13 protein-coding genes are annotated in these 13,531 nt (G+C 76.3%); 6 read left to right on the forward strand and 7 right to left on the reverse strand.

Going from position 1 to position 13,531, the window contains the following annotated elements; all coding sequences use genetic code 11:
- Window positions 1–55: 55 nt before the first annotated feature.
- The 6 genes from G1H19_RS11060 to G1H19_RS11085 all read right to left on the reverse strand — a co-directional run bounded on the left by G1H19_RS11060 (window position 56) and on the right by G1H19_RS11085 (window position 5,162).
- A complete protein-coding gene (locus G1H19_RS11060; protein WP_152727791.1) occupies window positions 56–970 on the reverse strand; it encodes a metal ABC transporter solute-binding protein, Zn/Mn family in 915 nt (304 codons plus the stop codon).
- Between the two features lie 98 nt (window positions 971–1,068).
- Window positions 1,069–1,491: a Fur family transcriptional regulator gene (locus G1H19_RS11065; RefSeq protein ID WP_162392189.1), complete on the reverse strand. Its 423-nt coding sequence runs from the start codon at window positions 1,489–1,491 to the stop codon at window positions 1,069–1,071.
- Between the two features lie 50 nt (window positions 1,492–1,541).
- Window positions 1,542–2,432 carry a metal ABC transporter permease gene (locus G1H19_RS11070; RefSeq protein ID WP_162392188.1) on the reverse strand — a complete coding sequence of 297 codons (891 nt, stop codon included), beginning with the start codon at window positions 2,430–2,432 and terminating at the stop codon, window positions 1,542–1,544.
- Complete coding sequence (locus tag G1H19_RS11075) at window positions 2,429–3,355, reverse strand: metal ABC transporter ATP-binding protein (protein ID WP_235927856.1); 927 nt, start codon at window positions 3,353–3,355, stop codon at window positions 2,429–2,431. The genes G1H19_RS11070 and G1H19_RS11075 overlap by 4 nt, the downstream gene beginning before the upstream one ends.
- A 51-nt stretch (window positions 3,356–3,406) precedes the next feature.
- Window positions 3,407–4,162, reverse strand: coding sequence for a TIGR03943 family putative permease subunit (locus tag G1H19_RS11080; RefSeq protein WP_152727792.1), 756 nt, complete (start codon window positions 4,160–4,162; stop codon window positions 3,407–3,409).
- Between the two features lie 22 nt (window positions 4,163–4,184).
- Window positions 4,185–5,162 carry a permease gene (locus G1H19_RS11085; protein ID WP_152727793.1) on the reverse strand — a complete coding sequence of 326 codons (978 nt, stop codon included), beginning with the start codon at window positions 5,160–5,162 and terminating at the stop codon, window positions 4,185–4,187.
- Between the two features lie 87 nt (window positions 5,163–5,249).
- On the opposite strand from G1H19_RS11085, the gene G1H19_RS11090 reads away from it, so the two are divergent.
- A complete protein-coding gene (locus G1H19_RS11090; protein WP_152727794.1) occupies window positions 5,250–5,561 on the forward strand; it encodes a DUF1490 family protein in 312 nt (103 codons plus the stop codon).
- Window positions 5,561–7,777, forward strand: a complete 2,217-nt coding sequence (locus tag G1H19_RS11095; RefSeq protein ID WP_152727795.1) for a heavy metal translocating P-type ATPase — start codon at window positions 5,561–5,563, stop codon at window positions 7,775–7,777. Before G1H19_RS11090 ends, G1H19_RS11095 begins: the two co-directional genes overlap by 1 nt.
- Window positions 7,778–7,789: 12 nt before the next feature.
- On the opposite strand, the gene G1H19_RS11100 is transcribed toward G1H19_RS11095, so the two are convergent.
- Complete coding sequence (locus G1H19_RS11100; RefSeq protein WP_152727796.1) at window positions 7,790–8,470, reverse strand: copper resistance CopC family protein; 681 nt, start codon at window positions 8,468–8,470, stop codon at window positions 7,790–7,792.
- 104 nt (window positions 8,471–8,574) lie between these two features.
- Between G1H19_RS11100 and G1H19_RS11105 the strand changes: the two genes are divergently transcribed.
- Genes G1H19_RS11105 through G1H19_RS11120 form a run of 4 tightly spaced genes read left to right on the forward strand, consistent with a single transcriptional unit; the run spans window position 8,575 to window position 13,521 of the window.
- Window positions 8,575–9,399 carry an ATP-binding cassette domain-containing protein gene (locus G1H19_RS11105; RefSeq protein ID WP_152727797.1) on the forward strand — a complete coding sequence of 275 codons (825 nt, stop codon included), beginning with the start codon at window positions 8,575–8,577 and terminating at the stop codon, window positions 9,397–9,399.
- Window positions 9,396–10,178: an ABC transporter ATP-binding protein gene (locus tag G1H19_RS11110; protein ID WP_174278064.1), complete on the forward strand. Its 783-nt coding sequence runs from the start codon at window positions 9,396–9,398 to the stop codon at window positions 10,176–10,178. Before G1H19_RS11105 ends, G1H19_RS11110 begins: the two co-directional genes overlap by 4 nt.
- A gap of 26 nt (window positions 10,179–10,204) precedes the next feature.
- Window positions 10,205–11,713 carry an ABC transporter substrate-binding protein gene (locus G1H19_RS11115; protein ID WP_202925719.1) on the forward strand — a complete coding sequence of 503 codons (1,509 nt, stop codon included), beginning with the start codon at window positions 10,205–10,207 and terminating at the stop codon, window positions 11,711–11,713.
- Window positions 11,710–13,521, forward strand: coding sequence for an ABC transporter permease subunit (locus G1H19_RS11120; protein ID WP_162392187.1), 1,812 nt, complete (start codon window positions 11,710–11,712; stop codon window positions 13,519–13,521). The genes G1H19_RS11115 and G1H19_RS11120 overlap by 4 nt, the downstream gene beginning before the upstream one ends.
- Window positions 13,522–13,531: the final 10 nt, after the last annotated feature.

Consider the following 13,531-nt stretch of genomic DNA (forward strand, 5'->3'; position numbering starts at 1 on the left):
CCGCTGGGGCGGTCCGCTGGACCGGCACCCCGGCTCGGCGGGACGGCGCGACTGCTCAGCGGGAGAGCGCGGCGGCGACGGCGTCGACGTTCGACTGCATCCAGCTGACGTAGTCCATGCCCTCGGGCAGGGTCTCGGTGACCGGGACGACGGCCACGCCGGCGTCCTCGGCGGCCTGCAGCACCTGCTCGGTCTCGGCGCCGGTGGTCTGCTCGTTGTAGACCAGTGCCTTCACCTGGCCGCTGGAGAACAGGTCGAGGGTCTGCTGCAGGACGGCGGGTGAGACGTCGGTGCCCTCCTCGATGGCCTCGGAGAACTCCTCGGGGGTCCGGTTCGCAGCACCCAGGGCGTCGAGCAGGTACCCCGGCACCGGTTCGGTGATGGCGACACCGGCCCCGCTGGTGGCCGGCTCGTCGGTGGCTTCCGCGTCGATGAGGGCCTGCACCTGGGCCGTGAAGGCGTCGCCGTTGCTGCGGTAGGTGTCGGCGTTGTCCGGGTCGATCGTGCTGAGCTGGTCGACGATCTCCCCGACCAGCGTCACCACGGTGGGGAAGTCGTACCAGACGTGCTCGTTGAAGCCCTCGGCGTCGGCGTCCTTGCCCGAGAGGTCCACGACGTTCAGCACGGTCGCCTGCGTCTCGGTGGAGTCGACCAGGGTCTGCATGAAGTCGTCGTAGCCGCCGCCGTTTTCGATCAGCAGGTCGGCCTCGGACACCTGCAGCTGGGTACGGGTGCTGGCCTCGAACGAGTGCGGGTCGGCCGACGGGTCGTCGATGATCGAGGTCACGTCCACGTCGTCCCCGCCGATGGCCGAGGCGATGCTGCCGTAGACGTTGGTGGAGGCCACCACCGAGACGCCGTCGGAGGCCGACGGTGCGGCGCCGGCGTCGTCGTCGGAGGACCCGCAGGCGGTCAGCAGGAGGCCGGCGGCCGCGGCGGTGGCGAGCAGGCGGACGGGGGTGGCGCGCATGGGACTGACTCCTTCAACCGACAATGACAATCACTACCGTAACCCGGTGATCGTCGTGCGTGGTCGAGGGGCCGTCCCGGGCGAGGGGTCGGGGTGGGTCAGCCGGCCGGCTGGGCGGCCGCGCTGGCGGCTCGGGCCTGGCTGCAGGTCGTGCAGGTGCCGAAGATCTCCAGGGTGTGGCTCACGTCGGTGAACCCGTGCTCGGCAGCCACCCGGTCGGCCCAGCGCTCGACGGCCGGACCCTCGACCTCCACGGTGCGCCCGCAGTTGCGGCAGACCAGGTGGTGGTGGTGCTGCGTGCTGCAGCGCCGGTAGACCGCCTCGCCGGAGTCGGTGCGGATCGAGTCGAGCTCGCCGTCGTCGACCAGCGCCTGCACTGCCCGGTACACCGTGGACAGGCCGATGCCGTCGCCGGCCGCGCGCAGCCGGGCGTGCACCTCCTGCGCGCTGTGGAAGCCGTCCAGCTCGTCGAACACGGCCGCGACGGCCGTGCGCTGCCGGGTGTTGCGGATCTGTCCCACCCGGTCACTGTACGGCGGGAGCCGGCCTGCGACTGCATCGCCGAGAGGTGTCAGGGCACGGCTGCGGGGACCGGGCGGGCCGTTTCCGCGCCGGCCGGGCGGCGCCCGCCCCAGCCGCGCCGCGTCCGCCGCCAGGCGACCACCCGGCACACCAGGTAGATGGCGAAGGAGATGGTGGTGACGAACGGGCTGATCGGGATGCTGCCGCCCAGGGCGAGCAGGATCCCGCCGACCGAGGCCGTCAGCGCGAACCCGGCGCTGAGCAGCGGGGCCAGCACCGGGGAGGCCGTCACCCGCAGTGCGGCCGCAGCCGGGGTCACCAGCAGCGACAGCACCAGCAGCGCCCCGACGACCTGGACGGCCAGGGAGACCGCGAGCGCCAGGAGCACCGTGAAGACCACCGACAGCACCCCGACCGGGACACCGCGCGCGGCGGCGACCTCGGGGTCGGCGGAGACGAAGGTGAGCGGGCGCCAGACGACGGCCAGCCCGACGAGCACCACGACCGACACCGACACCAGCCAGCCCAGCTGCACGGTGTCCACCGAGACGATCTGGCCGGTGAGCAGGCCGAACTTGTTCGCCGCCCGGCCCTCGTACAGGGCCAGGAACAGCACGCCCAGCCCCAGCCCGAACGGCATGAGGACGCCGATCAGCGAGTTCCGGTCCCGGGCGCGCACGCCGAGCAGGCCGATCAGCGCACCGGCGAGCAGCGACCCCAGCACCGAGCCCAGCGCCACGTTGACCCCGAGCAGCAGCGCGGCGGCCGCGCCGGCGAAGGACAGCTCGCTGATCCCGTGCACCGCGAACTGCATGTCCCGCATCTGCACGAACACGCCGATCAGCCCGCCGACGACGCCGAGCAGGGCCGCCGCGATCAGCGAGTTCTGCACCAGCCCCAGCAGCGCGCCGTAGTCGGTGAAGTCGAACAGGCCGCTCACCGCCCGGACCGCGCCGTCGTCCGCAGAGCGGGGTGGTCGTGGTGCTGGTGGTCGTCCGGGTGGTGACGTGCCGAGCCCGACGCGTGGTCCGGGGTGCCGACGACGACGATGCGCCCGCGGACGGTGACCACGTCGACCGGCGTCCGGTACAGCTCGCTGAGGGTCGCGGAGTTCATCACCTCGGCCGGGGTGCCCAACCGGTGCTGCCCGTTGGCGATGTAGAGCACCCGGTCGACCAGGTCGAGCACCGGGTTGATCTCGTGGGTGACGAACACGACCGCGGTGCCGTGCTCGCGCCGCCGCCGGTCGATCACCGCGCTGACCGCACGCTGGTGACCGAGGTCCAGGGACAGCAGCGGCTCGTCGCAGAGCAGCAGCTGCGGGTCGGTGGCCAGTGCCTGGGCGATCCGCACCCGTTGCTGCTCGCCGCCGCTCAGCAGCCCGACCGGCGCGTCGGCGTAGTCAGTGGCGCCCACCGCGGCCAGGGCGTCGGCGACCGCCCGGCGGTGGTCGGCCCGCCGGCGGCCGAGCCCCCACCGGTGCCCGTCGATGCCCAGCGCCACCAGGTCGCGGGCCCGTAGGGGCGTCGCGGCGTCCATCGACTTCTGCTGGGGCACGTAGCCCGCCGCGCGGCTGCCGCGGCCCGGTGGCCGACCGGCCACGAGGAGCTCGCCGGCGGTCAGCCGCTGCTGGCCCAGGGCGGCCTTCAGGAACGTCGACTTGCCGGCGCCGTTGGCACCGAGCACGGCGAGGAACTCACCGGGGGCGACGTCCAGGTCCAGGCCGCTCCACAGCACCCGGTCGCCGAACGCCATCGCGGCACCGCGGGCGCTCAGCACCGCGTCCGGGCGCCTGGATCCGCCCGGCGCGGGCGTCCCGGTCGCTGTTCTCGTGCCCACGCTGACCGGGGCGGCTGACTCCACCGGACCAGCGTAGACAACGGGAACCGTTCCTGGCAGGACGCTCGCGCCGGCTCAGCCCTCGTAGGCGGGGACCGGTTCCGGGACGCGGGTGACCGACACTGCCCGGACGACCGGCTCGAGGAACCTGCCGGTGGGGTCCGGGACCGGGTCGGCTGCCGTGCCGACGACCTCGACCCACTGGTCGGCCGGCAGGTCGCCGCGCGGCGCGTCGACGACCACGGAGATCGCCGCGGCGTCCGCGGCGCAGCAGCTGATCCGGATCCGGCTGACGTACCAGCCGCCGCCCTCCCGGGGCGTCACGAAGCCCACCAGGCGCACGATGCGCCCGTCGAGTGTGCCCTGCTCCTGGCTGGCGAACCAATAGCTGAGCAGGGGAAGGGTCACGTGGTCGGTGCCGGGGTCGTCCGGGGCGATGCGGGAGCCGGCGGCGGCCGGGGGAGCGGGCGGGGCGGCCTGCCGGGCGGCGGTGTACGCGCCGAGTGCCGGGGGCGCCACGACCACGAGCACCGCCACCGGCAGCAGCAGCAGCCACCCGATGCGCGGCCCGGCGTCGCCGTGCCCGTGCGCCCCTGCCCCGTGCCCGCCGACGGACGGGCCGGCGTCCTGCTGCTCACCGGCGGCGTCGTCGTCCCGGCCGGGTGCGGTGAGCACCCCGGCGACGCCGAGCAGGAACACCACCGCACCGGCCACCAGCAGCAGCGGGCCGAAACCGGGCCGGACGTAGGCCAGGTGCTCCTCGCCCCACGCGACCCGCACGGCCACCCCGCCCAGCAGCACCAGCAGCAGGTCCCGGGTCAGGCGCTGCACGGGGCACCTCCCGGTGACCGGCTCACAGCAGCACCGCCCCGACGGCGACCGCGGTGGTCACCGCGACGAGGAAGGTGACCGGGGCGAAGCGCACGGCGAACCGGCGGCCGAACGTGCCGGCCTGCAGCGCGATCAGCTTGACGTCCACCGCGGGGCCGACCACCAGGAACGCCAGCCGCGCGGTCAGCGAGAACGACGTGAGCCCGGCGGCGACGAACGCGTCGGCCTCCGAGCAGATGGCCAGCACCACCGCCAGCCCGGCCAGCACCAGGACGGCGAGCACGGGCGAGTCCGCGACCGTGTCCAGCCAGGCCCGCGGCACCACGACGTTCAGCGTGGCCGCGGTGAGCCCGCCGACCACCAGGAAGCCCCCGGCGTGCAGCAGGTCGTGCCGCATCGAGTCCAGGAACGTCGCCGTCCGGCCGCGCTCGGGCCCGGGCGCCTGCTCCGGCAGCCGGATCCAGTCCGACCGGCCGAGCAGGGTCCACAGCCAGCCCATCACCAGCGCGACCAGCAGCGAGGCGAGGAAGCGGGCGGCGACCATCTCCGGGTCGCCGGGGAAGGCCACCGCGGTCGCGACCAGGACGACGGGGTTCACCGCCGGCGCGGACAGCAGGAAGGCCAGCGCCGCCGCCGGGGTGACGCCGCGCCGGACCAGGCTGCCGGCCACCGGCACCGACGCGCACTCGCAGCCGGGCAGGGCGAGACCGGAGATGCCGGCCACCGGCACCGCCAGCGCCGGCCGCGAGGGCAGCACCCGGGTGAAGAAGGACGGCGGCACCAGCGTGCCGATCGCCGCCGACAGCAGCACGCCGAGCACCAGGAACGGCAGCGCCTGCAGGCAGACGGCGACGAAGACCGTGCTCCAGGCCTGCACCGCCGGCCGGCTGAGCAGGTCCGGCGCGGTCAGCCGCAGCGCGACGACCAGCGCGATCGCCGCGACGAGCAGGTCGGTGGACTGCAGCCGTGCCCGGCGGGCGCTCGTACCGGCCGTCGCCATGGGCCCTCCGGTGGTCCAGCGCATGATTCCCGTTAGCGTGAGGGGAGTCTGCCCCACGACAGTGCCGAACCTCGAGGAGTGCCGTTCATGAGCGAGTCGTCGTCCCGAGCCGGGGGAGCTGCCCGGGTGTTGCGCAAGGCCGCCGGGACGGTGGCCACCGGCGTCGTCGGTGTGCTGGTCGTCCGCGCCGCCGAGCGCGGTGAGGGTGGCAGCCTGCCGCGCCGGGTGGCGGTGACCGCCACCCGCTGGGGCATCCTGGGCGCCCGCCGGGCGGAGTCGGTGGTGGAGCGCACCCGGCTGGCCGCCGGAGATGTGCGCGCGCAGGCCTATGCCGACCTCGGCGAGCAGGCCCCGCCGCCGGCCGACCGCTCGGCCGACCCGCACGACCACAGCCACTGATGGCCCCGGACCCGGCCGTGCCGGTCGTCGTCGCCGATGCCGGCGGGCGGGTCCGGGTGCACGCCGCCGGACTCACCGGCTCGCCGTCGCGCGCGGTGCTGGCGGAGGACGCGCTGGACGCCGTGCCCGGGGTGCTCGCCGCGCAGGGCTTCCCGGTCACCGGGCACGTGGTGGTCTGGCTGACCGCCGACGCCGACCGCGCCGCGGTGCTCGCGGCCGTGTCGGCGGCGGCGGACCAGCCCGGCGACGCCGTGGTGGCGCGCCGTCCCCGGTCGGCCGACGTGGCCAACACCGAGCTGGTGCGGATCGCCGTGGGCGGTGCCGCGCTGGTGCTGCTGGGCGTGCGCCGCTACGGCCTGGGCCGGCCGCCGGTGCTCAGCGGCCGCAGCCGGTTCGCCGCGACCGTCGTCACCGTGTTCACCGGCTACCCGTTCGTCAAGGGGGCGGTCGGCGCGCTGGCCGGCAAGCGCAGTGCCGGGACCGACGCGCTGGTCACCGCGGCCACGTTCGCCAGCCTGCTGCTGCGGGAGAACGTCGTGGCCCTCACGGTGCTGTGGCTGCTGAACATCGGGGAGTGGTTGCAGGCGCTCACCCTGCGCCGCACCCGCCGGGCGATCAGCGCGCTGCTGGCCGGCACCGAGACCACGGCGTGGGTGCTGGTGGAGGGCCGCGAGCCCGGGGACGCCGACGTCGAGCGCCAGGTCGACCTGGGCCAGCTGCGGGTCGGTGACCTGGTGGTGGTGCACGAGCAGGCCACCGTCGCCGTCGACGGCGAGGTGGTCGACGGTTCGGGCGTGGTGGACCAGGCCGCGATCACCGGTGAGCCGCTGCCGGTGTCGGTGACCGCGGGCTCCCGGGTGCACGCCGGGTCGGTGAACCTGCGCGGGCGGATCGTGGTGCGCGCCTCGGCCACCGGGTCGGACACCGCGATCGGCCGGATCATCTCCCGGGTCGAGCAGGCGCAGGACGACCGGGCGCCGATCCAGACCGTGGGCGAGGAGTTCTCCCGCCGCTTCGTGCCGGCGTCCTTCGCCCTCGCCGGGCTGACCTGGATGCTCACCCGGGACGTGCGCCGGGCGATGACGATGCTGCTGGTGGCCTGCCCGTGCGCGGTCGGGCTGTCCACACCGACGGCGGTGAGCGCAGCGATCGGCAACGGCGCCTCCCGCGGGGTGCTCATCAAGGGCGGCGCGCACCTGGAGGCCGCCGGCCGGGTCGACGCCGTGGTGTTCGACAAGACGGGCACCCTGACCATCGGCCGGCCGGTGGTGACCAACATCGTCTCGTTCTCCCCGCTCTGGGAGCCCGAGCAGGTGCTGGGGTACGCGGCCAGCTCCGAGGTGCACTCCCGGCACCCGCTGGCCCAGGCGGTGATCCGCTCCACCGAGGAGCGGCACGTGTTCATCCCGCCGCACGAGGAGTGCGAGGTGCTGCTGGGCCTGGGCATGCGCACCCAGGCCGACGGGCGGGTGCTGCTGCTGGGCAGCGAGGCGCTGATGGCCAGCGAGGGCGTCGAGGTCGGGGCCGAGGCGGCGGGCTGGCTGGCCACGCTGCGCGCGGAGACCGAGACACCGCTGCTGCTGGCCGTGGACGGCGAGCTGGTCGGCCTGGTCAGCCTGCGCGACGAGATCCGGCCCGAGGCGCGCGAGGTGCTCACCGCGCTGCGGGCCACCGGTGTGCAGCGCGTCGTGATGCTCACCGGTGACCACACCGCCACCGCCGCGGCGGTGGCCGGGGCGCTGGACATCACCGAGTGGCGGGCCGAGGTGCTGCCCGAGCAGAAGCAGGACGTCGTCCTGGCGCTGCAGGCCGAGGGGCACACGGTCGCGATGATCGGCGACGGCACCAACGACGCCCCGGCGCTGGCCGCCGCCGACATCGGCATCGCGATGGGCGTCTCGGGCACCGACGTCGCGGTGGAGACCGCCGACGTGGCGCTGGTCGGTGACGACCTGCGGCACCTGCTCGACCTGCGGGAGCTGGGTGGCCGCACCCTGCAGATCGTGCGGCAGAACTACGGCATGTCCATCGCCGTCAACGGCATCGGACTGCTCGTCGGCGCCGGGGGCGCGCTGTCCCCGGTGCTCGCCGCGGTGCTGCACAACGCCTCGTCGGTGGCCGTGGCGGGCAACTCCGCGCGCCTGGTCCGCTACCGCGGCGTGCGGCGGGCCGACCCGGCGATCGAGCCGGAGGGCCTGCTGCCGACCGGCGGCTGACCCCCGCCCGGGTCAGCCGCGGTTCCGCCGGCGGCGCACGGTGACCAGGACCGCGGCCGCCGCGAGCAGCACACCGCCCCCGGCCGGCAGCCACGCCGGCACCCCGGACGGGGACGCCGGACGGGCCGCGGCCGGCTCGCTCGCCGCCGGCAGCGGGCTCGGCGCCGGGTCGGTGGCCGGCGGGGCCGGCGCGGCAGCCGGAGTGGGCGTCGTGCCGGCAGCCGGGGTCGGGGCCGGCGTCGGGGCGTAGGTGAAGCTGAGCGTGCCCTCCAGCCGGTGACCGTCGCCGGCGCCGACCGACCAGGCCACGGTGTGCAGGCCGGCCTCCAGCAGGGCGACCGGCTGGGTCAGCACCGCCCCGTCGGCGACGGCGGCGGCGGTGCCGACCCCCACCCCGGTGGGGCCGGTGACCAGCACCTCCCGCACCCGCACGGCACCGCCGAAGGTCAGGGTGACCGCGCTCGGCGGCGCGACGACGGTGCTCCCGTCGGCCGGGTCGGTGGACACCAGCCGGGTGTGCGCCCGGGCGTCCGTGGCGGTGCCCAGCACCAGCGCCAGCGACAGGACCAGTGCCAGGACCAGTGCCGGGACCAGCGCCAGGACCCCGGTCGGGACCCGTGCGGGGACCACCCCGAGCAGCCCGGGGGCCGCCTGCCGTCGGGGGCTCGGACCGGTCGGTGCGGCCGTGGTCATCGGGGCGCTCCCTCGTCCTGCGTCGCGGTGGCGGCGTCGCCGTCCATGGTGCCCGGCCGGGTGCGTCGCCGGAGCGAGGAACGCCCACTGCTAGCCTGTCGGTAATGATTCCCGATATCGTAGGTGCCGGCGGTCGCCCCGCACTGGCGGTGCGTGGTCTCTCGATCTCCGTGCACGGCCGGGACCTGGTGCACGACGTCGACCTCACCGTCGCCCCCGGGCAGCGGCTGGCGCTGATCGGGGCGTCGGGCTCGGGCAAGTCGCTCACCGCCGGTGCGGTGCTCGGGCACCTGCCGCCCGGCGCCCGCGTGCGGGGCACGGTGCAGGTCGGCGGGCACGACGTGACCGGCGTGCACCCCGCCCGCCGCCCGGCCGCGGCCCGGGCGGCCGCCGTGGCCCAGGACTCGCTCACCGCGCTCAACCCACTGGTGCCCGTCGGGGCGCAGCTGGCCACACCGCTGCGGCGCCGGGCAGGTCTGCGCGGCCCGGCCGTGGCCCGGCGCAGCGTCGAGCTGCTCATCGCCGTCGGCATCGAGGACCCGGCGCGGGTGCTGCGCAGCTGCGCCGGGGAGCTGTCCGGTGGGCAGCGCCAGCGGGTGTGCATCGCGATCGCCCTGGCGTCCGAGGCAGGCCTGCTCGTCGCCGACGAGCCGACCACCGCCCTGGACCTGGTCACCCAGGCCCAGGTGGTGGACGTCGTCCGGCGCGCCACGCAGGAGGCCGGGCTGCTGTTCATCACCCACGACGTCGCCGTCGCGGTCGCGCTGTGCGACACCGCGGTGGTGCTCGCGCACGGCCGCGTCGTCGAGCGCTGCTCGACCGCCGACCTGGCCCCGGACCCGCAGCACGCCTACACCCGCGACCTGGTGGCGGCGACTCGGCTGGACTCGGTCGCGCTGCGTCCCGGCGCGCCGGCGGTGGCCGGGTGAACGGGCTGGTCGCCAGCGGCGTCACCCGGAGCCACCGGCTGCCGCGCCAGCGGCCCTGGTCCCGGCCGGGCCGGCACACCGCGGTGCACGGGGTGGACCTGCGGCTGGCCGCGGGGGAGTCCGTGGGGCTGGTCGGCTGCTCGGGGTCCGGGAAGTCCAGCCTGCTGCGCTGCCTGCTCGCCCTCGACCGCCCCGACGCCGGGTCGGTCGGCTACGACGGCCGGCCGGTGGTCCCGGGCCCCGCGCACGCGTTGCGCTGGTTCCGCCGCCGGGTGCAGTACGTGCCACAGGACCCCGCCTCCACCCTGGACCCGCGGATGACCGTGGCCGCGCTGGTCGCCGAGCCGCTGCGGCACCTCGACGTGCCCGGCGACCCCGACGTCGTCGTCCGGTCGGCCCTGCAGCGGGTGGACCTGCCCGCCGAACTGGCCGGACGCCGACCCGGGGAGCTCTCCGGGGGCCAGGCGCAGCGGGTGGCCATCGCCCGCGCCCTGGCGCCCGGCCCGGCGCTGCTGCTGGCCGACGAGCCGGTCAGCGGGCTGGACCTGCCGGTCCGGCGGCAGGTGGTCGAGCTGCTCGCCGAGCTGTCGCTGCGTCAGGGGCTCGGCCTGCTGCTGGTCTCCCACGACCTGTCCGTGGTGTCCGCGCTCTGCTCCCGCACGGTCGTGCTGCACGACGGGCGGGTGGTCGAGGACCGGCCCACCGGCGAGCTGGTCGCCGACCCGCGGCACCCGCGCACCCGGCTGCTCGTCGAGGCCGTGCCCCACCTGCCCTGCTGACCCACCCCACGACGACGAGGAACCACGTGCCCACGAACCCCACCCGCCTGCCCCCGCGCCTGCTCGCCGGCGCCGCCGCCGCCCTGCTGCTGTCCGGCTGCTTCAGCGGCGGCACCGACACCGCTGCCGGCACCGACGACGGGCGGGTGTCCCTGGCCATGCTGCAGCCGCCGCGCTCCGGCCTGACCCCGCTGTCCGACGACGCGTTCAAGCTGTCCCGCTGGAGCACCGCGGAGACCCTGGTGACCCTGGACGACCTCGGTGAGGCCCAGCCCGCGCTGGCCACCGGCTGGACCCAGGTCGACGACCGCACCTGGCGGTTCACCGTCCGCTCCGGCGTCTCGTTCCACGACGGCACCGAGCTGACCGCCGAGCAGGCCGCGGCGTCGCTCACCGCCGCCACGCAGGCCGCGCCCAAACCCCGCATCCTGGACGGCGTCGATCTCACCGCCACCGCCGACGGGGACGACGTGGTGGTCACCACCGCCGACGTCGACCCGCTCGTCCCGCAGCGGCTGTCCAGCCCGCAGCTGGCCGTGCTCGCGGCGTCGGCCTACGCCCCCGACGGCACCGTCGACCCGGTCGGCACCGGGACGGGGCCGTTCGAGCTGGTCGCCGTGGACGGCACCTCCGGGGCCACCCTGGACCGGTTCGACGGCTACTGGGGCACCCCGGCCCGGGCATCCGGCATCGACGTCGACTTCGTGCCCGACGGCACCGCCCGGGCCGCGGCCCTGCGCACCGGCACCGCCGACGTGGTGGAGGCCGTCCCGGTGTCCCAGGTGTCGCTGCTGGACCCGGACCTGGTGCACGAGGTGCCCATGCCGCGCACCAACACCCTCTACCTGAACACCGCGAGCGGACCGTTCGCCGACCCGGGGGTGCGTGCCGCGGCCCGCGAGGCGATCGACCGGGCCACCATCGTGGCCACCGTCTACGAGGGCCGGGCCGACGTCGCCGAGGGCCTGCTCGGCCCCGCGCTGCCGTGGGCCGCGGAGGGCCGCGGCGAGCTCGACCTGCCGCCGGCCGGCGTGGTGCCGCCGGGGACGCGGATCACCCTGGGCACCTTCACCGACCGGGCCGAGCTGCCGGAGGTCGCCGTGCTCGTCCAGCAGCAGCTGGAGGCCGCCGGCTTCACCGTCACCCAGGACGTGCGCGAGTACGCGTTCATCGAGGCCGACGCCCTGGCCGGCGCGTTCGACGCCTTCATCCTGTCCCGCGCCACCGTGCTGGACTCCGGTGACCCGGTCGCCTACCTGACCAGCGACTTCTCCTGCGCCGGGTCGTTCAACATCGCCCAGCTGTGCGACCCGGCCGTCGACGCCGCGATCACCCGCGCCGCGCAGACCCCGGCCGGCGCCGAGCGGCGGGCTGCGGTGCTCCAGGCGGAGGCCGCGGTGCTGGCCACCGGCGCCGCCGTGCCGATGCTGCACGAGCGGGTGGTCCAGGGCGAGCAGGCCGGGGTGTCCGGTGCCGCCCGCGACCCCCGCGAGCGGGCGCTGATCACTGCGGACACCACCAGCACCGGGCAGTGACCGTCCCGGTCCGGACGCTGTCCCGGCTGCTGACCGCGGCCGGGGTGGTCGTGCTGATCGGGGTCCTGCCGTGGCTGTCCGGCCGCAGCCCGGAACTGTCGATCCTGCGCGCCCGGTCGGCGGAGCAGGAGGCCACCCCGGAGGCGCTGGCGGCGGTGCGCGCCGAGCTGGGCCTGGACCGGGGGCCGGCCGGGTTGTTCGGGCACTGGCTGGGCGGGCTGGTGCACGGTGACCTGGGCACGTCCTGGGTGTCCGGCGCACCGGTGGGTCCGGGGCTGCTGCAGGCCACCGGGGTGTCCCTGACCCTGATGGGCTCCGCCCTGACGGTGACGGTGCTCGTGGCCGCGGTGCTGTGCGCGCCCGCCCTGCGCCGGGCGGTGCAGGGCCGCCCCGGCCGGCCGGCCGGCGTCGCCGGGGCCGGGCTGACCGCGCTGCCGGAGTTCCTGCTGGCGTCGGTCCTGCTGGTGGTGGTCGCGGTCTGGCTGGGCTGGCTGCCGCCGTACGGCTGGGACGGGCCGCGCTCGGCGGTGCTGCCGGCACTGGCCATGGGCCTGCCGGCGGGCGGGCTGATCGGCCGGCTGCTGGCCGACGGGCTGACCGTCACCAGCGCCGAGCGGTGGGTGGTGGCCTGGCAGGTCGCCGGCGCGTCGGGCCCGCAGCTGGTCCGGGCGCTGCTCCGCCGGACGCTGCCGGTGCTCACCGGCCAGGTCGCGCTGGTCCTGGTCGGCCTCACCGGGGGAGCGGTCGCCGTCGAGCAGGTGTTCGCCGTCCCGGGGCTGGGGCGGGCGACCCTCGGCGCCGCGGAGTCCCAGGACCTGCCCACGCTGCAGGCCGGCATGCTGGTGCTGCTGCTGGTCTCCGCCGCGTTCGCCGGGCTCGCCTCGCTGACCCGCGCGCTGCTGCTCGGCCGGGCGCTGCGCAGCGGCAGCCTCTCGGTGGCACCGCCCACGTCGGTCTGGCGTCGCCGGGACTGGCTGCTGCCGGGGACCTGCCTGGTGCTGCTCGCCGGCATCGTCGCCGCGGGCATCGGCCGCGACCCCTACGCCACCGTGCACGGCCGGCTCACCGCGCCCGGCTGGGACCTGCCCTTCGGTGCTGACGCCAGCGGCCGCGACCTGCTCGCCCGGGTGGCGCACGGCGCCGTGGACACCCTGGGCACCGCGGCGGTGGTGACCGTGCTCAGCCTGTTGATCGGCGTGCTGGTGGGCCTGCTGCCGCGGGCGTCGGCCGGGCCGATCGAGGTCGCCAACGCCGCCCCGCCGGTGATCGTCGGGGTCCTGGTGGCCGCGGTCGCCGGCTCCTCGCTGGTCGGCGCCGCGGTGGCCGTGACCCTGGTCAGCTGGGCGCCGATCGCCGCGCACGTCGCCGCGGCGTCCACCGAGGTGCGCAGGCAGCCGCACGTGCTGGTGCTCCCGGTGCTCGGCCTGGGGCCCGCCGCCGTCACCTGGCGGCACGTGCTGCCCGCCGTGCTCGGCCCGGTCGCCCGCAACGCCGCGCTCCGGCTGCCCGGCATCGCGCTGGCCCTGGCGTCGCTGGGCTTCCTCGGGCTGGGGCCGACCCCGCCCACGCCGGAGTGGGGGCTGCTGCTGGCCGAGGGCCTGCCCTACGTCGAGCGGGCCCCCTGGGCGGTGCTGGCGCCCACCGTGGCACTGGTCGCGGCGTCGCTGCTGGCCGTGTCGCTGTCCGGGCTGTCCCGGCGGCGGCCGCGACCGCGGGTCGCCGTCCCCGTCGACGGGCCGCCGGCCCCTGCCGACGTGCCCGCGGCCGACCTGTTCGTCAGCGGTGCACCCGTCGCCGGCGGGCGCTGACCCGAGGCCC

The organism is Goekera deserti (assembly GCF_010685995.1).
GTDB lineage: Bacteria > Actinomycetota > Actinomycetes > Mycobacteriales > Geodermatophilaceae > Goekera > Goekera deserti.

Coding starts and splice junctions, on each gene's coding strand:
- G1H19_RS11060 (WP_152727791.1), bottom strand. CDS start 970: ATGCGCGCCACCCCCGTCCGCCTGCTCGCCACCGCCGCGGCCGCCGGC.
- G1H19_RS11085 (WP_152727793.1), bottom strand. CDS start 5,162: ATGGCGACGGCCGGTACGAGCGCCCGCCGGGCACGGCTGCAGTCCACC.
- G1H19_RS11090 (WP_152727794.1), top strand. CDS start 5,250: ATGAGCGAGTCGTCGTCCCGAGCCGGGGGAGCTGCCCGGGTGTTGCGC.
- G1H19_RS11095 (WP_152727795.1), top strand. CDS start 5,561: ATGGCCCCGGACCCGGCCGTGCCGGTCGTCGTCGCCGATGCCGGCGGG.
- G1H19_RS11100 (WP_152727796.1), bottom strand. CDS start 8,470: ATGACCACGGCCGCACCGACCGGTCCGAGCCCCCGACGGCAGGCGGCC.
- G1H19_RS11105 (WP_152727797.1), top strand. CDS start 8,575: ATGATTCCCGATATCGTAGGTGCCGGCGGTCGCCCCGCACTGGCGGTG.